This window comes from Streptomyces europaeiscabiei (assembly GCF_001550375.1).
Classification (GTDB): domain Bacteria; phylum Actinomycetota; class Actinomycetes; order Streptomycetales; family Streptomycetaceae; genus Streptomyces; species Streptomyces europaeiscabiei.
This window is the reverse complement of the sequence record NZ_LRTR01000736.1, coordinates 1-20,987: the sequence shown is the minus strand read 5'-3', so window position 1 is coordinate 20,987 and position 20,987 is coordinate 1. Positions and strand designations below refer to the sequence as shown.

Here is a 20,987-nt window from a genome sequence, read left to right as displayed (position 1 = left end):
GAGAGAGGGAACTCACCCCATGGCACGTACGTCCTCAGCTGTCTCCGGCTTCGTCGCGGGCGTGGTCGTGGCCGCGAGCACCACCGCGATCGCCGTCACCGGTACGACGACCACGAGCACCGACCTCAATTCCAAGGCCACCACCACCTGGCTGACCGTCAAGGTCGCCGACGCCATGGGCACCAGGGACACCATCACCTGGGTTCCCACCGGCTCCTTCGCCGGTTCCGCGGAGGAGCGGGTCCCGCGTTACCCGATGACCGCCATCCAGGGCAAGGACACCAAGGAGCTCAAGCTCTCCGGCGTCCGCAACGAGCAGGTCTCGGCGCAGCTGGCGATCGCCTCCGGCCAGGAACTCGACGACGTCAAGGCCGTGGTCGGTGACCTCACCGGGCCCGGCGGCGCGAAGCTGTCCGGCGCCGACACGCAGGTCCGGTTCGTCAAGTACGTGCCCGTACAGCGCTCCAAGAGCGAGGTCGACTGGTCCGCCACCATCGACCAGGTCAGCTCCGCCAAGGAGGTGTCCGGCGACCGCAACCCCGACGTGGTCGGCGACGCGCTCGAGGAGCGGTCCTCCGTGGACGTACCTGCGTACGCGGCGCAGCCGCTGTGGTTCACCTTCAAGATCCCGGACAAGGCGAGACCCGGTACCTATACCGGCACGGTGAAAGTCAACGCCGACGGCCGCACCCAGTCAACCTATCCGCTGACCATCGAGGTCGCGGACGCGAGCGTGCCCGACCCGAAGGACTACGGCTTCTTCCTCGACGTGTGGGCGCAGCCAGAGACGATCGCCAAGAACCACGGCGTCAAGCTCTGGTCCGACGAGCACTGGAAGCTGATCGAGAAGTACAACCGCGACCTGGCGTCGCGCGGCCAGAAGGTCGTCAACACCACCATCGTCGACAACCCCTGGCACCACCAGTGGTCGCTGGGCACGCGGGAGTCGCAGACCGCCACGCCGTACAGCAGCATGGTGGGCTGGGCCTGGAACGGTAAGTCGTTCTCCTTCGACTTCGGCCGCTGGGACAAGTACGTCCAGACCGCCAGACGCGCCGGGCTCGGGCCCGACATCGGCGCCTTCTCCATGCTGGCGTTCCAGGACCAGGAGCACCTCACCTACACCGACACCCGCACCGGCAGGACCGTCTACGAGAACGTCGACCTGGGCGGCGACCGCTGGCGGGAGGCGTGGGGAGCGTTCCTGCCCGCCTTCGAGAAGCATGTGAAGGCCAAGGGCTGGCTGGAGGACACCTGGCTGTCCTTCGACGAGCGGCCCATCAGCGCGATGACGGTCGTCAAGGACTTCGTCCACGAGGTAGCGCCGGTCTTCGACGACCGTATCTCCGTCGCCGGTTCGATCAGCACGGAAGGTGTCGCGTCGAACCTGTCCGTCGACTGGGGCGGCATCGACGCGATGACGAAGGAGAAGGTGGCCGAGCGGCGCAAGGCCGGCAAGACCACGACCTTCTACGTGTACGGCGCGCCCGCCCACCCCAACACGCTCTCGTTCTCGCCCGCCGTCGAGTCGCGGATGCTGCCGTGGATCTCCGCCCAGCGGAACCTGGACGGCTTCCTGCGCTGGTCCTACAACAGCTGGACCAGCGCCCCCTTCAAGCAACCGGTGCACATCTTCACCCAGGGCGACGAGTATCTGGTCTACCCGGGCAAGAACGGCCCGATGTCCAGCATCCGCTGGGAGCAGCTGAAGGAAGGCATCGAGGACTACGAACTCATCGCTCAGCTGCGCGAGGAGGATGGCGGCGCCGACAGTGACGCCCTGACCGAGGCCCTCACCACCGCGACCCGGAACCTCGACGGCCGGACGAAGGACGTCGGCGACATCGAGACCGCGCGGGCGGCCGTCGTGAAGGGGCTGACGTCATGAGGGTGAAGTGGAAGTCCCTGGCGCTCGCCGCGGCACTGAGTGTCATGCCCCTGACCAGCACCGGTGCCGCCGCGGCACCGGCCGCGGCGGAGGCACAGGCGCGTGCCCCGCACACGGTCACCTACGACCAGTACGCCGTCCAGGTCGACGGCAAGCCCCTGTACCTCTGGGGCGCCGAACTCCACTATTTCCGGCTGCCGAGCCCCGACGCATGGCGCGACGTGCTCCAGAAGATCAAGGCGGGCGGTTTCAACGCGGTCTCGCTCTATTTCGACTGGGGCTACCACTCGGCCAAGCCGGGCCAGTACGACTTCACCGGCATCCGTGACGTGGAGCGGCTACTCGACGAGGCCGAGCGCGCGGGCCTGTACGTGATCGCCCGCCCCGGCCCGTACATCAACGCGGAGGTCTCCGGCGGCGGCATGCCCGCCTGGCGGAAGACACAGGCCGGCGTGAACCGCACCTCCGAGCCGGAGTACATGGAGGCGGCCCGGGAGTGGATGAGCCGGATCAACCCGATCATCGCCCGGCACCAACTCACCCGGGGCGAAGGGACAGTGATTCTGTACCAGGTCGAGAACGAGTACCAGGGCGGTCGCCGCGACGCCGACTACATGCAGACCCTCATCGACTGGGCGCGCCAGGACGGCATCGACGTCCCGACCTTCGTCAACGACGGCGGTGCCAACAAGAACTGGGTCAGCGGCAAGGGCGCCCCGGACATCTACGGCTTCGACGCCTACCCCCAGGGCTTCGACTGCAAGGACCCCGGCACCTGGAAGAACCTGCCCGACTACTCGTACGTCAACGAGTGGAAGCCCGAGTCCCCGCTGATCATCCCGGAGGCACAGGGCGGCGCGTTCGACCCCTGGGGCGGCACCGGATACCAGGACTGCGCGAAGCTCACCGGCACCGACTTCACCCGGGTGTTCAGCAAGATGAACATCGCCGCCGGAGTGAGCGGCCAATCCTTCTACATGACGTACGGCGGCACCAACTGGGGATGGCTCGCCGACCCGAACGCGGTCTACACGTCGTACGACTACGGGGCGCCGATCAACGAGTCCCGCCAACTCACGGACAAGTACCAGGAGTTCAAGCGCCTGGGCTACATGGTCAACTCCGTCACCTCACTGGCGCGCACCGACAAGGCCGAGGCACCCACTCCCTCCGATGAGGCACTGCGCGTCGACCGGCGCGTCAACCCCGACGACGGCACCCAGTTCTTCACCGTCCGGCACGCCGACACCCGCGTGAAGGACAAGGACGAGACGACCCTGTCGCTGACCGGCGCGGACGGCGACTACCCGCGCGTGCCGCAACAGGGCACGATCACCGTCGACGGCCGGGACGCCAAACTCCTCGTGGCCGGTTACGACCTGAGCGAGAGCCAGCGGCTCGTCTACTCCACCTCGGAGATCATGACGCACGCCCGGATCGCCGACCGGGACGTGGCGCTGCTGTACGGACGTGAGGGCGAGGCCGGCGAGACCGTGCTGCGGTACGCCGAGCGGCCCGAGGTCACCGTCCCCGACGGCGAGGTCACCACCACCTGGGACGCCGAACGCGGCGACCTGCGGCTGAACTACACCCACAAGGGCCTGACGCGAGTGCTGGTGAACGGCATGGAACTGCTGATCGCCGACACCGCCGAGACCGCGCACTGGTGGCAGCAGGACACGGCCAAGGGCCCGGTCCTCGTACGAGGACCGTCCCTCGTCCGTACCGCCGAACTCGCGCGCGGCACACTGAAGTTGACCGGCGACTCCATCAAGGCCACGAAGATCGAGGTCATCGCGGACGCCAAGAAGGTGACGTGGAACGGCCGCAAGGTCGCCGTCACCCAGGCGCCGCGCCCGGTCGGGCTGCCCGCGCTGACGACATGGAAGTACAAGGAGGAGGCACCGGAGTCCGCCCCGGGCTTCGACGACTCCACCTGGACCACCGCCGACCGCCTCACCGCCCACAACCCCGAGCTGGCCGGATCGCTCCCGGTCCTCGCGATGGACGAGTACGGCTACCACCACGGCAACGTCTGGTACCGCGGCCGGTTCAGGACCACGGGTAAGGCGACCGGACTCGCGCTGAACGCCAACACCGGCCCGACCGGCCAGTACGCGGTCTGGCTCAACGGCCGCTACCTCGGCTCCTCCGGAGACGGCGCGCACACCTTCGACATCCCGGCGGACATGCTGAAGGCCGGCGAGGACAACGTCCTGTCCGTCCTGGTGGAGAACGCGGGCCACAACGAGGAATGGGGCCACGACTACTCCAAGGAGCCGCGCGGTCTGCTCGGCGCCGAGGTGGTCGGCGGGGCCTCCACGCTCACGTGGAAGATCCAGGGCAGCCGGGGTGGCGAGGACCCCGTGGACACCGCCCGGGGCCCGTACAACAACGGCGGGCTGTACGGGGAGCGGGCCGGCTGGTCCCTCGCCGGTTACCCCGACGGCAGCTGGAAGAACACCACCCTCGCCGGTCAGAGCACGAAGACCGGGACCGGCGTGCGCTGGTACCGCACCTCCGCCCGGCTCGACCTGCCGCAGGGCCAGGACAACGCGATCGCCCTCGATCTCGCCGAGGCCGAGGGCGGCGGCACTGGCTACCGCGCGCAGATCTTCGTCAACGGCTGGCTGATCGGCCGCTACCTGCCGGACACCGGACCGCAGACACGGTTCGTCATTCCCAAGGGCATCCTGCGCGAGCAGGGCGGCAACACCATCGCCCTGGCCGTGTGGTCCACCAAGGCCGGAGCGGGCCCGGGTTCCGCCAAGCTCGTCGACCTCGGCGCCACGGCGGGCGGGATCAAGATCGGTACTGTGACCGCGCCCTCGTACGACGCCAAGACGTACGCCATGCCGGACGCGGGCGCCCGTGTCACCGTCGACGCCGAACCGTTCCTGAGCACCGGCACCGCCGCCGAGGTCCCCGTGAGCGTCACCGTGCCGAAGGACGCGCCGACCGCCCGGAACGTCGAGCTGACGCTGAAGGTCCCGGACGGCTGGACCGCGACCACCGACGACACCACCCGCTTCGCCCGGGTCCGGCCCGGCGACACGGTGACCGCGGACTACACCGTCACCCCGCCCACCGACCCGGTCCACTACGCGGTCCTCTCGGCGACCGCCAAACTCACCCAGCCCGGCCGTCCGGGCACCGTCACCGGTGTACGAGCCGTGCAGGTGCCACCGCCGGGGTTGTCCGCCGACGCCGATGTGAGCGACCTGACGCTGGTCAAGGCGGTCAACGGCTGGGGTCCGGTGGAGAAGGACACCTCCAACGGGGAGAACGCGGCGGGTGACGGCCGTCCCCTGAGCATCGGCGGCACCACCTACGCCAAGGGCATCGGTGTCCACGCGAACAGCCAGGTCCGGGTCTATCTCGGCGGTGGCTGCACCCGGTTCACCGCGACCGCCGGAGTGGACGACGAGGTCGGCGACAACGGCAGCGTCTCCTTCGAGGTGATCGCCGACGGCCGTTCCCTGTTCGACAGCCCGGTGCGGTACGGCTCCGACGGCGGCACCGCGGTCGACGTGGACGTGACGGGCGCCCGCTGGCTGGACCTGCTGGTCGAAGGGGACGGCGATGTCTCCACCGACCACGCCGACTGGGCCGACGCCAAGCTCACCTGCGGCGGCGGTGCCTGATGCCCTCGGTGAGACGGACCGTCCGGCACGGCTCGGCGGCGCTGCTCCTGGCCGCCCCGCTGCTCGGCACGGCGGCCCCGGCGACCGCCGCCGAGCCCGTCCAGGCCTGGGCGCCGTCCTCCGTCGAGGCCGGTCAGCAGGGCGTTCGGCGCGGCTGGACGGGGACCTGGGCAACGGCGGCGAGCGAACACTTCGAGGTCTCGGGGATGTCCGAGGTGACGGTACGGATGCCGGTGCACACCAGCGTCGGCGGCTCCTCCGTACGCATCCGGCTGACCAACGCCTACGCCACCGACCCGATCACGATCGGACACGCGACGGTGGGCCTGCGTGACGGCGGTTCCGCCGTGGAGCGCCCGTACGACGTGCGGTTCGGCGGAAAGCGCGAGGTCACGATCCCGGCGGGCGGCGAGGCGGTCAGCGATCCGGTCCGCCTGGCCGTGCCGGCTCTGACCGACCTGGTGGTCAGTCTCCATCTGCCCGGCCAGGTCACGCACATCACCGACCACTGGTGGGCGCAGCAGACCGTGTACTGGACGGACTACGGGGCGGGCGACCACGCCGCCGACACCGCCGGTGACGCCTACACCTGGACCACCACGAGCTGGCCCTTCCTCAGCGGCGTCGATGTGACCGCGCCGAGGACCGGGTCGGTGGTGGCGCTCGGCGACTCGATCACCGACGGCTCCTTCTCGACGCCCGACACCAACCAGCGCTGGCCCGACCTGCTCTCCGCCCGGCTGAACGCCTGCCGGCCCGGCGCGGGGGTGCTCAACGCGGGCATCACCAGCAACCGGATCACCGCCGGGACCGCGACCAACCCCTCCGCCCTGGACCGCCTCGAACGGGACGTGCTCTCCCAGCCGGGAGCGCGGACCCTGATCCTCTTCGAGGGCATCAACGACCTCGGCGGGGCGAGCGCCGAGCAGATCATCGCCGGCATGACGCAGATCGCCGACCGGGCACACCGGCGCGGGATGCGGGTCGTCGCCGCCACGATCACGCCGTACAAGGACTTCACCTGGGGCGGCTGGAGCGAGGAGACGGAGGCCCGGCGAGAGCAGGTCAACGCGTTCGTCCGGGACTCCGGCGGGGTCTTCGACGACTACGCCGACTTCGACAAGGCGGTGCGGGACCCTGCGGACCCGCGGCGGCTCGGCGCGGCCTACGACTCCGGCGACCATCTGCATCCCAACGACGCCGGCATGAAGGCCTTCGCCGACTCCATCGACCTCGCCGAGCTCGGCCTCGGCCGCGCGTGTTCCTGAGGAGGACCCATGTCCGGACCGCTCGAACACCTGCGGGGGCACCTGCGGGGGCACCTGCGGGAACACCGAAGATTCGCGGCCCTGGTCACAGCCCTGGCGGCCATCCTGGCAGCCCTGCTCCCGACCACCTCGGCCGCGGCCGAGACCAAGCAGCCGCCGTGGACGGGGACCTGGGCGACCGCGCAGCACGCCTCGTACGACCCGGGCACCTCGGAGGTGACGGTGCGGATACCGGTGCGGGTGAGCGCCGGCGGGTCGAGCGTACGCATCCGCCTGACCAACGCCTTCACCACCGAGCCGGTGACCATCGGGCACGCGACCGTGGGGCGCCGGGACGGCGGCTCCGCCGTCGCGAAGCCGTACGAGGTCCGCTTCGGCGGCAAGGACGAGGTGACGATCCCCGCCGGGGAGCAGGCGGTGAGCGATGCCGTCAGGATCCCCGTGCCGGCCCGCAGCGACCTGGTCGTCAGCCTGTACTTCCCCGGCCGGCTCACCCACATCAGCCAGCACTGGATGGGCCTGCAGACCGTCTACTGGACGCCCGACGGCGGCGGCGACCACGCCGGGGACGCCGAAGGGACCGCTTTCACCAGGACCGACTCGACCTTCCCCTTCCTGACCGGCGTCGACGTACGGGGCGGTGACACGGCGGGCTCCGTGGTGGCGCTCGGCGACTCCATCACCGACGGCGCGTCCTCCACTTCGAACACCAACCGGCGCTGGCCCGACTATCTGGCCGGGCGGCTGTCGGCCTGCTCGTCCACCGCCGGCGTACTGAACGAGGGCATCAGCGGCAACCGGATCACGGCCGGCGTCGACGGCAACCCGTCGGCGCTGGACCGGCTGGAACGCGACGTGCTGTCGCAGCCGGGCGCCCGGACGGTGATCCTGTTCGAGGGCGTCAACGACCTCAGCTGGGGCGGCGCCACCGGCGACCAGGTGATCGACGGCATGAAGGAGATCTCGCGCCGTGTCCACGCCCGTGGGCTGCGCCTGATCGGCGCGACGGTCGTGCCGTATCGCGGCTGGGGTGACTGGTGGACCGAGGCGAAGGAGGCCGACCGGCAGAAGGTCAACGCGTTCGTCCGCGACTCCGGCGGCGTCTTCGACGACTACGCCGACTTCGACAAGGCCGTACGGGACCCGGACGACCCGACCCGCTACGCCGCCGCGTTCGACTCCGGTGACCATCTGCACCCGAACGACACCGGGATGAAGGCGTTCGCCGACGCCGTCGACCTCACCACCCTCGGGGCGGCCCGCGACTGCCCGTCGGCCCGCGTCCGGCTCACCCCCTACCGGCCGGCTCTGCAGGCCGGCGGCGACGGCACTCGGATCACGTCGACCGTCACCAACACCGGTCCCACGAAGGTCAGCCAGATCAGCACCCGTCTCGATCTCCCCGACGGCTGGTCCGCCGATCCGGCCGGCAGCGTACGGATCCGCTCCCTCGCCCCGGGCGACAGCGCCCTCCTCACCTGGAGGGTGACCCCGGCCGCCGACGCGGTCTGGGGCACCCACGAGATCGGCGTACGCACGTCCTTCGTCCAGGACGGCCGCACTCCCCACGACTCCGACAGCGTGGACGCCACGGTGACCCCCGCTCCCTCCGAGGTGCGGGCGCCGTACCTGACGACCGCCACCACCACCGAGCAGCCCCAATACGCCCAGAACGGCGACCAGTTCGCGATCTGGGCAGGCGGCCAGGACCTGTCCGGCTGGAAGGACGAGAAGGCGGCGGTCTACCTGGCCGACGCCGCGCCGTCGTCCGGCACGGTGACCGTCCGGGTCGTCGGTCAGACCGGCAGCGGCCCGTCCGCCAAGGCGGGGATCGCCGTCGCAAACGACCTCACCGCGCCGGAGGCGGGCGGCTACGCGGTGCTCACCATGTCCGCGCGGTTCGGCCTGGAGTTCCTGACTGACAGCGACGGTGACGGCAAGCTGGACACCTGGGCCGGCGGCGGCAGTTCGTACCACCCCGCCTGGCTGAAACTCGTCCGCGACGGCTCCGCCTACACCGCGTACGCCAGCTCCGACGGCACCGCCTGGCAACAGGTCGCGGCAGCCACCGTGCCGTCGGCGAGCGGCACCGGGGACGCCGGGATGGTCGCGAGCGCCGTCAACCTCAACTACCCCGGCCAGACCACGACTGCGCTCTTCGACTCCTTCTCCACCCACGAGTGAGAGGTACCAACGTCCATGGCAGTCAACCGCCGACATTTCATGACCACCGCGGCCGCCCTCGGCGGCGCCGTGCTCCTCGCCCCGCCCGGGACCGCCCAGGCCCTCGCCGGCGCGGCGGTGCGCGGCGGCACGGGCACCCCCGACTACCAGCCCACCAAGGCGTCCCTCGACACCCACCCCGTGCCGCGCTGGTACAAGGACGCCAAGTTCGGCATCTTCGTCCACTGGGGCATCTACTCGGTGATCGCCGGCGCGACACCGAGAAGCGCCTCCGAGTGGTACCTCTGGTACCAGAGCACCAAGGACACCGCCGAGTGGAAGTACCACCGCGACACCTACGGCGAGGACGTGACCTACGACGACCTGATCCCGCGGTTCAAGGCCGAGAAGTACGATCCCGACGCCTGGGTGAGGCTGTTCGAGCAGGCGGGCGCCGAGTACTTCGCGCTGACCAGCAAGCACCACGACGGATTCGCCCTCTATCCCAGCAGGGTGACGGACCGTCACTCCGTCGCGTACGGGCCGAAGCGTGACCTCGTCGGTGAGCTGATGACCGCGGCCCGCAAGCGCGGCACCGTACGCCCGGGCCTGTACTACTCGCTCGGCGAGTACTTCAACCCGGCGATCGGCCGGCCGATGCGCAACTTCTACACCGACAAGGAAATCCCGATGACCGGCTACAAGCCGGTCCAGGACTACGTCGGCGACTACGAGCTCAAACAGCTCTACGAGATCATCGACCGCTACGACCCCGAGCTGCTGTGGGCGGACGGACAGTGGTTCCGGCCCACCGGCAACCCGCCGTGGCGCAGCGAAGAACCCATGGCCCACTACTACAACCAGGCCAAGAACCGTAAGCGCCCCAAGGGCGTGGTGATCAACGACCGCTTCGACACCCACTTCGACTTCGCGACGTACGAGCAGCGCACCAACCCCACGATGGATCCGCAGAAGTGGGAGTGCTGCATGACCATGGGCTACTCCTGGGGCTACAACAAGCACGAACCGGACGAGGACTACAAGACCTCCGAGTTCCTGATCCAGCTGCTCGCCGACGTCGTCAGCAAGAACGGCAACCTGCTGCTCAACATCGGCCCCAGGCCGGACGGCACGATCCCCGAGATCATGCAGGAGCGGCTGCGGGACATCGGCGCCTGGCTGAAGGTCAACGGCCCGGCCATCTACGGGTCGACGCCCTGGGTAAGGGCGGAGGAGGAGGGCAGCCCGCTCGGCACCCGCTACACCGTCACCCCGGGCAAGTTCAACATCATCGTGCTGGGCGCGCCCAGCGGCACCCTCTCGGTGCCCGGCGACATCCCCATCAGCGCCACCTCCCGAATCCGGCTGCTCGGCACGAGCGGCAGTCTGCGGTGGACCCGCCGTGACGGAAAGATCAACATCACCGTCCCGTCCTCCCTGCCCAGCAACATCGCCAACGTCTTCACCGTCGACTGGGCCCGGTGACCGGCATGGGGATCCGTAACGACACCCGGTTCGACGCCCTGGGCCCTACCCTCACCGTCACCACGCAGCCGGCCGAACCGGCCGGCGGTGACACGGTCACCGCCACCGCGGTCCTCACCAACGACTGCCCCTTCCCGCTCCGCAACGCCGTGCTCCACCTGATAGACCCCGGCGCCACCACGGCGGCGAGGACCATCCCGCTCGGCGACCTGCGGCGCGGCGCGAGGACGACCCGTCGCTGGGAGACGGCGATGCCGGCCGACGTGGCCGGGAACGTGGCGTTCACCGCGCACGTGGTCTTCGACGTCGACGGGCGCAGCAGCGACTGCGCGCGGTCCGCGAAGACGGTCACGGTGCCCTACGAGCCCAACGGGGTGCGGGCCCCGTACCGGACGTTCGCCACCACCGACGACGCCGAGTTCGGCCAGTACGGCAGCCAGTTGGTGATCTGGGCGGGCGGCCGCGACTTCTCCGGCGGCGCCGACGAGAAGGGAGGCATCCTCCTTACCGGATCCGCCGCCGAGTCGAGCATGGTGCAGGTCAAGACGGTCAGCCTCACCGGCAGCGACAACCCCACCGCCAAGTACGGCATCGCCGTAGCAAACGACCTGACCGCCCCGGAGAAGGGCGGCTACGCAGTGCTCACCATGTCGAAGTCGTTCGGCCTGGAGTTCATGACCGACAGCGACGGCGACGGACGGCTCGACACCTGGGCAGGTGGCGGCGGTTCGACTCACCCGTCCTGGCTGCGGCTGGTCCGCGACGGCACCACCTGCACCGCGTACTCCAGCGTCAACAACGGCCTTTCCTGGACCGAGATCGCGAGCGCGAACGTTCCCTCGGCGAGTGGCGCCATGGACGCCGGCGTCGTCGCGAGCGCGGTCAACCTCAACTACCCCGGCACGACCGTCCAGGCGGTCTTCGACCACTTCACGGTGGAGGAAGCATGAGTCCCTACCGCTCCGAGGAGGACTTCCTCGCCCCGCCCGTCTCGATCACCATCGAGCCGTCCGCCCCCGAGCCCGGCCAGGCGGTGACACTGACGGCCGAGCTCACCAACACCACGCGGATCGCACTGCGCGCCACGGTGCTGTATCTCTCCGTGGGCGGTTCCAGCCAGTCGTCCTTCGTCCTCGGCAAGGTGGCGCCCGGCAAGTCGGTGACCCGTACCTGGAAGACCCGGCTCTCCGACGACGCCGAGGGCGTGGTCCCGCTCATCGCTCACGCGCTCTTCGACGTGCACGAGGACGGGTCCGACTGCACCCGCGCCACCTCACGGCTGCGGCTTCCGTACAGGTCGCTGGCCGGTGCCTTCGACAACGCCGGCGTCTCCTCCGACGACGCCACCACCACCGCCGACATCGACGGTTCGCGTTCCAGCCTGTCCGCCCAGGCGCTGGCATCGGTCGGCCTGGCTCCCGGAGCTGCCGTGACGTACGGCGGAACGACCTTCACCTGGCCGGACACCGAACCCGGGGCCAAGGACAACGTGGTGTCCTCCGCGCAGACCGTACGGCTGTCCGGCACCGGCTCGCGGCTGGCGTTCCTCGGCACGTGCACCTGGGGCGACGGCAAGGGGTCCGGGAAGGTCGTGTACGCGGACGGTACGGAGCAGGCCTTCTCCGTCGAGGTCCCCGACTGGTACTGGGCGAACCCCGCGGCCGCGGTGGTCCTGCCGTACCGCAACACCCCCTCCGGCCAGGACAACAACCCGGTCAGCCTCTACACCTTCGGCGTCGAACTGGAGGACAAGGCACTGCACTCCGTCGTGCTGCCGAAGGTCAGCGACGGCCTGCCGAGCGCTGCTCCCGCTCTGCACATCTTCGCGATGACCGTCGCCTGATCCGAGCCACGGTGCGCTGTGACCACGTCGCACCGCGGCTCGGAAGATCCGAAAAGTTCTGAGAGGACGTTCATGACAGCCAATCAACCGCTCAGCCGGAGACGCCTGCTGACCGGAGCCGCCGCGTTCGGCGGAGTGGTGCTGCTGACCCCGCAGCCGGGTGCCCACGCCGCACCCGCGGCCGCGGACAAGGCCGTGAAGCCGTTCAACACGACCCCCGCGTCCATCGCGCTGCGACGACTGCTGCCCGACCACCACCGGCAGGTGACGCTGCGGGCGCTGGACGCCGGCGGCGCCGACCGGTTCAAGGTCACCGGCCGGGCCGGGGCGATCACCGTGGAGGGCACCAGCCCGGCGGTGTTGCTCACCGGCCTCAACACCTACCTCGCGCGGGCGGCGAAGGCCGACATCTCCTGGAACGGCGAACAGCTGAACCTCCCCAGGCTGCTGCCCGCCCCCGACGGGGGGATCGCCGGATCGGCGAACGTGCCACACCGGTTCGCCCTCAACGACACCAACGACGGCTACACCGGCCCCTACCGGAACTGGGACGCGTGGGAGCGCGAGCTGGACGTGCTCGCGCTGCACGGCATCAACAGAGTGCTGGTCTACACGGGCGGCGACGCCGTCTACTACGACACCTTCCGGCAGTTCGGCTACTCCGACGCCGAAATGCGGGCGTGGATTCCGGCACCGGCCCATCAGCCGTGGTGGTTGCTGCAGAACATGTCGGGGTTCGGCGGTCCGGTGTCCAGGCGGCTCATCGAGAGGCGCGCCGATCTCGCCCGGAAGATCGCCGACCGGGTGCGCGAACTGGGCATGACCCCGGTCCTGCCAGGCTACTTCGGCACCGTGCCGGACGACTTCGTCGCCAAGCACGGCGGGGACGCGGCCGTGGTGCCCCAGGGCGACTGGGGCGCCTTCAAGCGGCCCGACTGGCTCGACCCGCGCACGACGGCCTTCGACGAGGTGTCCGCCGCCTTCTACCGGGCCCAGTCGGAGCGGTTCGGCGACAGCACGATGTACAAGATGGACCTACTGCACGAGGGCGGAAATCCCGGTGACGTCCCGGTGGACGAGGCCGCGGCAGCCGTCGAAGTGGCTCTCCAGAAGGCTCACCCGGGCGCGATCTGGGCCATCCTGGGCTGGCAGTCCAACCCGTCCACGGCGCTGCTCGACGGGGTCGACAAGTCCCGGATGCTGATCGTGGACGGCCTGTCCGACCGCTACACCACCGTCACGGACCGGGAGAGCGACTGGGGCGGCACCCCGTACGCCTTCGGCAGCATCTGGAACTTCGGCGGCCACACCCCGATGGGCGCCAACGCCCCGGACTGGGTGGAGCAGTACCCCAAGTGGCGTGACAGGGAAGGCAGCGCGCTCGCCGGTATCGCGGCGATGCCGGAAGCGGCCGACAACAACGCGCCCGCGCTCGCGCTCCTCACCGACCTCGCCTGGACACCGGGCACCATCGACCTCGACGACTGGTTCGCCGCGTACGCCGTGTCCCGCTACGGAGGCGAGGACCCGCACGCCGCCGCCGCCTGGAAGACGATCCGCGACACCGCGTACGGCATGACCCGCAAGGACGGGTGGAGCGAGGCGCCCGACGGGCTGTTCGGCGCCCGGCCGAGCCTGGGCGCCGACAAGGCCGCCGCCTGGGGCCCGGAGGCCGACCGTTACGACACCACGGTCTTCGATAAAGCCCTCACCGAACTGCTCCTGGTCGCGCCGCGGCTGCGCGACAGCTCCGCCTACGCCTACGACCTCGCCGACGTGACCCGTCAGGTGCTGTCCAACCGCAGCCGCGTGCTGCTGCCCCGGATCAAGGCGGCGTACGAGGCCGGGGACCGCGCCGGCTTCGACCGGCTCACCAGGACGTGGCTGAGCTGGATGAAGCTGATGGACAAGGCGCTGGCCACGTCCCCGCAGCACCTGCTCGGACGGTGGCTGGCCGACGCCCGCTCCTGGGGCGGCACCAGGGCCGAGAAGGACCAACTGGAGTACGACGCGCGGTCGATCATCACCACCTGGGGCGGCCGGGCGAGCAGCGAGGAAGGGCTGCACGACTACGCGAACCGGGAATGGGCGGGACTCGTCGGCGGCCTGTACCTGACGCGCTGGAAGACGTACTTCGCCGAGTTGTCCGCCGCGCTCGCGGCCGACCGGCAGCCGGCCGAGATCGACTGGTTCGCGCTGGAGGACCGCTGGGCGCACCAGCACGACAGCTACCCGGTGAAGACATCGGGCAACATCCACAAGCTGGCCCGGCAGGTACGGGACACCCTCGTCGCCGATCCCGACCAGGTGACGCTGACCGCGTCCGCCGACCGGGGCGCGGTGGCGCAGGGCCGCCCGGTCACGGTCACCGTGGCGTTCACCAACCGCAACGGCTTCGGACCGGCGACGGACGTGTCCCTGTCCCTCGACGCACCGGAGGGCATGACCGCCGAGCCGTCCGGCACCACCACCACGGCGTCGGTCGCCCCGGGTGAGACCTTCTCGGTGGCCTTCACGGTCACCCTCACCCAGGCCACCGGCGCGCTGATCTCCCGGGTGCCGGCGAACGCGTCCTACCGGACCGGCGGCACGCGCGGCGCGGCGTTGGCGAACGTCCGTCTGATGGCGGGCACCGGGGTGGGCGACCCCTACCGGACCGCCTCCTTCAACGACGCGGTGTTCGGCCAGGCCGGGGACGCGATCGCCATCGAGGGCGCGGGCGCCGACCTGTGGAGCTCCACCAACGAGTTCGGCACGGTCTACCGGGCCGCCGCCTTCACGTCCTCCTCGACCGCGACGGTCCAGGTCACCTCGCAAGACACGACCGGCGGATGGGCCCGCGCCGGGCTGATCGTGCGCAACGACCTCTCCGAGAACGGCGGCTCGGGCGGCTACGTCAACCTGGCGGTGACGCCGTCCAACGGCTGCGCGCTGTCCTGGGACTCCGACGGCAACGGCCGGTTCGACGCCATCGAACTGGCCGGTTCCCTGGCCGCCCCGGTGTACCTGCGGTTGACCCGCTCCGGCGACACGTACACCGGCGAGTGCAGCCGTGACGGTGTCACCTGGACCAAGGTCGGCATCGCCACACCGGGTGGTGTCGCCGGCACCCAGGACATCGGTGTCTTCATGACGGCGGCCAACGGCTGGACCGGTACCCGCGGGATCGCCGGGTTCGAGGACTTCGCCGTCAGCTGAGGGGTCGGAGGGAGCCGGACCGCTCGACGCGGCGCCATCGAGCGTGACGGGCACATGGCGCCGTGCGCCCTGGCGCGGCCTGGGCTCAGTGGCGTCACACGCCGACGCCCCTCCGCCTGAGTGCGGAGGGGCGGGTTTCGGTGGTCACGGTGGCCCGGCGCGGACGTAGTGAGAGGCCGCAACCCTTGTCCGAGGAGGGCCATCGCGTCTGCCCAGCTGCCGGGCCTGCTGCGACCGGAGTGCTCGGCTACCCGACCAGATGCCGGCGCGCCTTGCTCCAGTCGATCCGGTGGTCAAGTTCGGTCAGCAGTCCGTCGCGGCGACCTTCTCGAACATCCATAAGCGAGGGCGATGACCGACCGTACGGTGCGCGGGTGGCGGACGGCGAGCAGGTTGGCAACCTGGACGCCCATGGAGTGACCGACGGCGACGACCGGCGGGCCGGAAGCCCGTGCCGTCTGGGTACCGGCACCCCCGCGATTGAGTACGCGCACTCAGGCTCCGCGCGGTGGGCGGGCCGACGATGAGGGTCTGCCTCGTCAAGCCCGGGAGATCCCATGTTCAGCCGCCTCGCCGACGTCCTGGTACCCACCGTCGGACGTCTCACGGTGACCGTCGACGCCGGATCCGCGGTGGTGCCGGGCAGCATCATCGCCGCCAACCACACCTCGCTCGCCGATCCCGCCGTCGTGCTCGCCGCGCTGCACCGCCTCGGCGTCCAGCCGGTCGCCATGGGCGCCGCGGGCCTGTGGCGGATCCCCCTGCTCGGCCGTGCGCTCACCCGCGAGGGGCACATCCCCGTGTACCGCGGGGACCCGCGCGCCGCCGACGCGCTCGATCTCGCCGCCGACGCGTTGGCGGAAGGCCGGACGGTCCTCATCTACGCCGAGGGCGGGATCCCGCTCCGCGAGGACGCCGCCGAAGCCGCGCCCGAACCGTTCCGCAGCGGTCTGGCCCGGCTCGCCGAGCGCACCGGCGCGCCCGTCGTGCCGGTCGGCCAGGCCGGGGCACGCCGAGTCACCTCCGGCAACACGGCCAAGCAACTAGCGGGGCTGCTCACCGCCCCTCTGCGCCGCCCCGACCTGCACGTACACGTCGGGGCACCGCTCACCCTGGCCGGCGGCCACACCGCGAACACGCGGCAGGCGCATGCGGCGGTCACAGCCGCCTGGCGCACGGCGGCCGCCCACCTCGGCGAACCGGCCGCGCTCGCCGCGTAGCGTCTCGGCGCCGGGCGGACGGTTCAACGACCGGGCCCGGTCACCCGAGTGTGGCCACTCCCCCTTCCAGCCACACCCGCAGGTGAGAGGGGCGCACGGCATCCATGTGCACGGTGTTCACGGCCATGGCGGTGCGGCGGGCACCGGCCTCCGGTTCACCGGTGTTCGTGTTGACGTCCTCCCCGGACCGGATGGAGCTGTGCCACCATCTGCCGGGCCCGTAGGGGCGGCAGGGCGGAGGAGTCGGTGTCCTGGGGGCGGATGTCGACCGGGCTCTGCCTCAGGAGCGGGCTGCGGACGACGGACGGCGCGGGTGCGGGTGCGGTCTGGGACATGGAGAACACCTTCGGCTGAGTCGGGAGCTCCGGGCTGGATCCACCGCATACCTCCCCCTGCCGTCACGACGGAACTCGCAAGCTCACCTGGACTGCCGAACAGGCGGCACGGCCTTGACGCCCACTCCACCGCTCCGCCTCACGGACAGCGCACGGGCGAGCCGTCCCCCGCGCTCTCCCGTAGCCATGCCGACCTGGTGAACTGCCTCTGAAATTGGCTAGGTTGACAGGCCCTGGCCCCAAGTCCACGAGGGAGCGGCAGTCTTGAACCGTCAGCAGATGACCTTTCGCGCGGTTGACGTCGGTGACGGCAGTGACGGGCGGTGGGCCTCGCACACGCAGGGGCTGTGGTCGGCTGCGGAAGGCTGGATGAGCGACGAGGGCCGCACTCCCGAGGGGGCGGAGCATGCCCGGAAGCTCTTCGAGGAGCACATGCCGGAGCTGGTCCCGGTGCTGGACCGGCTCACCCGTCAGCTGGACCGGCCCGGAGGGGACACCTTCCTCACCCTCGCCGCCCTGCGACCGTTCTTCTCGGGCTGCACCCAGATCGGCGGCAGGGGCACCTTGCTGCGCAACTACGACTTCAGCCCCGACGAGTGCGAGGGCACGATCGTCTCCTCCCACTTCCTCCGGCCCGTGATCGGCATGCAGGACGCGGGCTGGGGCCTGCTGGACGGGATGAACGACGCCGGGCTCGCTGTCTCGCTCACCTTCGGCGGGCGATTCGTCCACGGTCCCGGCTTCGCCGTCCTCATCGTGCTGCGCTATCTGCTGGAGACCTGTGACACCGTCGAGGAAGCCGTCGGCAGACTGCGGACCATACCCGTCGGGATCCCGCAGAACGTCACCCTCGTCGACCCCGACCGTGCGGTGACGGTGTTCGTGGGACCGGACATCCCCCTGACCGAGGCGCCGGACGCCTGCGCAGCCAACCACCAGCACCTGCCGGTGCCCGACGAGCAGGAGCGCTTCTCCCGGACACAGGAGCGGCTGGACACCGTTCGCGCCACGGGCACGGACGTGGCAGCCATGCTGAAGCCACCGCTGTACCAGTACGCGTACGACGAGGGGCTGGGCACGGTCTACACCGCCCACTACCGGCCCTCGGAGGGCCGCGTGACCTATCACTGGCCCGGCGAGTCCTGGGAGCAGTCCTTCGCCGGCTTCGCCCCGGGATCCCGCACCGTGCTCCTCGGCCGGGCGGTCTGAGAACTTCGCGGCGAGGGCGTCACGACGCCGGACACCTCAGGACCGCCAGGTCCGTCAGCACGCGTCAACCGCTCCTGTGCGGCCCCGGTCATGGGGGACGATGGTCGGCATGACGACTTGAAGAGCACACAACGAGCGGCTCATCTGGCGAAAGGTCGCGACCTGGGACACGGTCGCCGACGGGGACCGGCGCGTCTGTGCCGACTGCCGGACGCCCGTCCGCTCGTACACGTACCGCTTCCACCCGCCCGAGTCCGCCATGTTCGAGCGCTGCATCGGGCTCGCGTGGTGTACCGGCTGCCGGATCTACTGCGGCTCGATGGTCCATGTGCCCCGCACACAGGTCATCGTCGACCCGCTGGCCCCGTTGCCCGACGACGAGCGGGAACGCCTCGTACGGAGCGAGGTCAGGCTGATCAAGTTCCTGGAGCGGCAGGCCCGGGAGCAGGGCACATCCCCTGGTCGGCCCGGGGAAAAACCGCTGTCCTCAGATCCTCCCCCACGTGACAATCAGGGACCACCAAGGGGAGGAACACATGAGCCGGGCCCACCTGACTCTTCATGAGCTGCTGCCGCCGGAGGAGCTTGCGGCGGCGCTCGAAGCGGGGCACGTCACGCGCAAGCCGCACCCGGAACTGCCGTTGTCCATCTACACGTACACGAGGACATGTCAGTACGAGCGGGTGTGGAACCGGGTGACCACGCGCTGCCGCGGTCTCGTGGCCGACGACGCCACCGGTGAGATCGTCGCGCTTCCGCTGCCGAAGTTCTTCAACGTCGGTGAGCACGAGTCCGGTCAGCCGTACGCCCCGAGCCTCCCGGACGAGCCGTTCGAGGTGTACGACAAGGTCGACGGCAGTCTGGCGGTGGTCTTCCACTACGCCGGCCGGTGGCGGGTCGCGTCCAAGGGTTCGTTCGTCAGCGTCCAGGCCACCTGGGCGCAGCGGCTGCTCGACGGGAAGGACACCTCCGGTCTCGTTCCCGGGGTGACCTACCTCGCCGAGATCCTGTACCCGGAGAACCGGATCGTCGTCGACTACGGCGACCGGCGTGACGTGGTGCTGCTGGCCGCGTTCGCCAAGGACGGCACCGAGGTCGCCCTGGCGGAGGCCGCGGCGGGCTGGCGCGGCATCGGCTCGGTGGTCACCGTCCGGCCCGCCGTTCCGCTGGCCGAGCTGCTGGCGATGACGGAGGGCAACCGACTGCCCGGCGGTGTGGCGGCCACGGGCACCGACGCGGAGGGCTTCGTGCTGCGCTTCGCGTCGGGCGTACGGGCCAAGGCCAAGTTCGCCGAGTACGTGCGGCTCCACAAGGTGCTCACCGGGGTGACCGAGCGGGACATCTGGCGCGGTCACGGCATCCAGCGGTTCGCGGGCCTGCCCGCCAAGCAGGTGGCGCAGGCGCTGGGCTGCTCGGCCGAGGACATCGTCGCCTCCGACGGCCGGCCCCTGGACGCGCTGCTGGAGCAGGTGCCCGACGAGTTCGACGCCTGGGTGCGAGGTGTCGTCGCGGGCATCGAGAAGCAGGTGGAGGACCGCGAGCGGGCGATCGACGAGGCGTTCCGGTCCCTCGCGCACCTCGCCGGCGACCGGGGAGCCTTCGCCCGCGCGGTGCGCGGCCTGCCCGACGTCGCCGTACGCCCCGCCATGTTCCTGCGCCTGGACGAACGACCGACCGAACTCGTGACGTACCGTTCCACCCGGCCGGAGGCGTCCGACCCCTTCAAGAACGACGAGGAGAACTGACCGTGCCCGTGGTACACGTCATGACGGGCCTCCCCGCCTCGGGGAAGACGACCGCAGCGCGCAAGCTGCAGGCGGACTCCGAGGGGCGGATGCGCCGCGTCAACCTCGACGATCTGCGGGCGATGCTCGACGTCCCGCTGCCCGAGGGGGCCGAGCGCCGGTCGTACGCGCACGAGCAGACCGTGCTGGCGATCCAGGACGCGGCGGTGCGGGCTGCCGTGGACGGCGGTTTCGACGTCGTGGTGGACAACACGCACATGACGCCGCACATCCCGAAGCGACTGAAGGCGGCCGTGGCGGGGCTGGCCACCTTCGTCGTGCACGACTTCACCGACGTGCCCGTGGAGGAGTGCCTGCGGCGCGACGCCGAGCGGGAGCGGCCGGTCGGCGAGGAGATCATCCGGATCCTCGCCGACAAGCACGCGAAGTCCCGTAAGGGCGGCTGGCGGCTCACCGCGGAGTGGCTGAACGACCAGCCCCCCGTCGAGCCGTACACCGCCGACCCGACGCTTCCCGCCGCGGTCATGTGCGACATCGACGGCACCCTCGCCCTCAGGGGCGACCGGGGCGCCTACGACTTCACACGCTGCGAGGAGGATCTGCTCAACGAATCGGTGCGCGGGGCGCTGCGCTCCTTCCGCAGCGCCGACGGCGATGCCATCGTCCTGCTCTCGGGGCGTGGTGAGGAGCACCGGGGCCAGACGGAGGCGTGGCTGCGGGCGCACGAGGTCCCGTACGACGAGCTGTGGATGCGCGGTGCCGGCGACCAGCGCCGTGACGACGTGGTCAAGGCCGAGCTCTTCGACCGGCATGTACGCCACCGCTTCGCCGTACGGGTCTCCCTCGACGACCGCGACCGGGTGGTCGCCGTGTGGCGCCGCATGGGCCTGCCGACCTGGCAGGTCAACTACGGCAGCTTCTAGCCGGCGAGGCCGCCGGTGCGCGGGCCGGGTGTCCGGCGGGTGCGCAGCGGCGACGCCGGACGGTCG

General features: G+C 70.5%; 13 protein-coding genes. 12 read left to right on the top strand and 1 reads right to left on the bottom strand.

The window, feature by feature from the left end:
• Positions 1 to 19: 19 nt before the first annotated feature.
• The 9 genes from AWZ10_RS36575 to AWZ10_RS36535 all read left to right on the top strand — a co-directional run bounded on the left by AWZ10_RS36575 (position 20) and on the right by AWZ10_RS36535 (position 16,709).
• On the top strand, positions 20 to 1,888 hold the full coding sequence (locus tag AWZ10_RS36575) for a DUF4091 domain-containing protein (protein ID WP_060893167.1): 1,869 nt from the start codon (positions 20 to 22) through the stop codon (positions 1,886 to 1,888).
• Positions 1,885 to 5,532 (top strand): beta-galactosidase, encoded by a 3,648-nt coding sequence (locus AWZ10_RS36570; RefSeq protein WP_063809825.1) that lies wholly within the window; start codon positions 1,885 to 1,887, stop codon positions 5,530 to 5,532. The genes AWZ10_RS36575 and AWZ10_RS36570 overlap by 4 nt, the downstream gene beginning before the upstream one ends.
• Before the next feature lie 8 nt (positions 5,533 to 5,540).
• On the top strand, positions 5,541 to 6,800 hold the full coding sequence (locus AWZ10_RS36565) for an SGNH/GDSL hydrolase family protein (RefSeq protein ID WP_244172669.1): 1,260 nt from the start codon (positions 5,541 to 5,543) through the stop codon (positions 6,798 to 6,800).
• A 9-nt stretch (positions 6,801 to 6,809) separates the two neighbouring features.
• Complete coding sequence (locus AWZ10_RS36560) at positions 6,810 to 8,984, top strand: GDSL-type esterase/lipase family protein (protein ID WP_079104591.1); 2,175 nt, start codon at positions 6,810 to 6,812, stop codon at positions 8,982 to 8,984.
• Positions 8,985 to 8,999: 15 nt separating this feature from the next.
• Positions 9,000 to 10,448: an alpha-L-fucosidase gene (locus tag AWZ10_RS36555; RefSeq protein WP_060893165.1), complete on the top strand. Its 1,449-nt coding sequence runs from the start codon at positions 9,000 to 9,002 to the stop codon at positions 10,446 to 10,448.
• Positions 10,449 to 10,453: 5 nt separating this feature from the next.
• Complete coding sequence (locus tag AWZ10_RS36550; protein ID WP_046704320.1) at positions 10,454 to 11,398, top strand: hypothetical protein; 945 nt, start codon at positions 10,454 to 10,456, stop codon at positions 11,396 to 11,398.
• On the top strand, positions 11,395 to 12,291 hold the full coding sequence (locus AWZ10_RS36545; protein WP_060893164.1) for a hypothetical protein: 897 nt from the start codon (positions 11,395 to 11,397) through the stop codon (positions 12,289 to 12,291). Before AWZ10_RS36550 ends, AWZ10_RS36545 begins: the two co-directional genes overlap by 4 nt.
• A gap of 72 nt (positions 12,292 to 12,363) precedes the next feature.
• Positions 12,364 to 15,489, top strand: coding sequence for an alpha-N-acetylglucosaminidase TIM-barrel domain-containing protein (locus AWZ10_RS36540; RefSeq protein ID WP_046704318.1), 3,126 nt, complete (start codon positions 12,364 to 12,366; stop codon positions 15,487 to 15,489).
• 557 nt (positions 15,490 to 16,046) lie between these two features.
• Positions 16,047 to 16,709, top strand: coding sequence for a lysophospholipid acyltransferase family protein (locus tag AWZ10_RS36535; RefSeq protein WP_060893163.1), 663 nt, complete (start codon positions 16,047 to 16,049; stop codon positions 16,707 to 16,709).
• Between the two features lie 155 nt (positions 16,710 to 16,864).
• Here AWZ10_RS36535 and AWZ10_RS51885 read toward each other — a convergent pair whose 3' ends face one another.
• Positions 16,865 to 17,044, bottom strand: a complete 180-nt coding sequence (locus AWZ10_RS51885) for a hypothetical protein (RefSeq protein ID WP_159058487.1) — start codon at positions 17,042 to 17,044, stop codon at positions 16,865 to 16,867.
• Between the two features lie 279 nt (positions 17,045 to 17,323).
• Here AWZ10_RS51885 and AWZ10_RS36530 point away from each other — a divergent pair, with 279 nt between their 5' ends.
• From AWZ10_RS36530 to AWZ10_RS36515, 3 genes are all read left to right on the top strand, one after another.
• Positions 17,324 to 18,253, top strand: a complete 930-nt coding sequence (locus AWZ10_RS36530) for a C45 family autoproteolytic acyltransferase/hydrolase (RefSeq protein WP_244172668.1) — start codon at positions 17,324 to 17,326, stop codon at positions 18,251 to 18,253.
• Between the two features lie 536 nt (positions 18,254 to 18,789).
• Entirely contained in the window at positions 18,790 to 19,998 is a 1,209-nt protein-coding gene (locus AWZ10_RS36520) for an RNA ligase (RefSeq protein WP_060893161.1), read from the top strand.
• Between the two features lie 2 nt (positions 19,999 to 20,000).
• Entirely contained in the window at positions 20,001 to 20,921 is a 921-nt protein-coding gene (locus tag AWZ10_RS36515) for a phosphatase domain-containing protein (protein ID WP_234360992.1), read from the top strand.
• Positions 20,922 to 20,987 lie beyond the last annotated feature (66 nt).